Genomic DNA, 503 nt, shown 5'->3' with positions numbered 1-503 from the left:
GTCTGGCCTTTCTCGATGACCACCGACTTGCCTGCACCCAGCTGCACAGTCAGGTCCTGGTCCAGGGCCTGCTTGATGCTGATGGTGAAGGTCGGCTTCTCGTTCTCGAACACCGACGTCTGGTTGGCAACGATGCTCAGCTCGACCTTGTCGCCATGGTTGTTATCGCCTGGAGTACCCACGCCTGATTCGTCGACCACTTTGGTGCTGGCAGCCTTGTCGTCCAGCTTGAGGTCTTCGAAGCGGCTTGCACCTGGGCCTGCCACCGACTGAAGCGACAGGCTGACGGTGGACTCGCCGATGTACACGTTGTCCGGCGCAGCCACGGTCACACTACCGCTGCTTTGGTTAGCCGGTACGGTGATGGTGGTTTTGCCGTCGCTCAGGGTGAAGGTCAGGGCACCGTGGTTGTTGATCGGCAAGCCAGTCGGGCCGGTCAAGGTGACGGTGTAGACGATGTTGCCGCCTTCGGTCACTTGCTCGGTAGCCGTCAGCTTGGCCAC

General features: G+C 60.8%; 1 protein-coding gene. It reads right to left on the bottom strand.

What is annotated here, in order from left to right; translation table 11 throughout:
* Positions 1–503 (bottom strand): immunoglobulin-like domain-containing protein (locus ACN6NG_RS29885; protein ID WP_474317524.1); only part of this gene is annotated, 503 nt, incomplete at both ends.

This window comes from Pseudomonas sp. TSO6, assembly GCF_056098905.1.
Note: the sequence above shows the minus strand (reverse complement) of the source record. Positions and strands in the feature narration are given on the sequence as shown.